Annotated in this window: 1 protein-coding gene; it reads left to right on the top strand. The window is 24.0% G+C overall.

Annotated elements, in window-relative coordinates:
- Positions 1 to 170: 170 nt before the first annotated feature.
- A partial coding sequence (locus GBZ86_RS16760; protein WP_152892529.1) for an IS200/IS605 family accessory protein TnpB-related protein occupies positions 171 to 466 on the top strand: 296 nt, incomplete at its 3' end.

Genomic DNA, 466 nt, shown 5'->3' with positions numbered 1-466 from the left:
TATTAAAAGGCTAAGTAGAAGATATAATAAACTATCATCTTAGTACAGAAACCGAAAGACTAAATAAAGTTAATACTCAAAGGAATAGATTTTGGCATAGATATAAGAATTATTTAGAGATAGGCAATTTTAAAAAAGCAAATACTATATTAATAAACAACTTAGGTAATATGAAATATAATAATAATAAAAGAAAGCATGACCAAAGAGTTAAATCCTATATAAATCACTCTCTAAATCATTTAATAAAAAGTGAAAAACCTAAAGAGATAGTTATGGAAAATTTAGATTTTGTTAAATGGCATGATAGATATCCTAAATCTGTTAAGAGAAAATTATCAAGATGGATTAAAGGATATATAAGAGAGAGATTAGAATATAAGTGTGATTTTAATAGTATAATCTACACATATATAAATCCTGCTTATACAAGTAAGATATGTAATATATGTGGAGGAGTTGGTAA

The organism is Clostridium tarantellae (assembly GCF_009295725.1).
Lineage (GTDB): Bacteria > Bacillota > Clostridia > Clostridiales > Clostridiaceae > Sarcina > Sarcina tarantellae.
The sequence above is the reverse complement of the archived record's forward strand: the minus strand, read 5'-3'. Positions and strand labels throughout refer to the sequence as shown.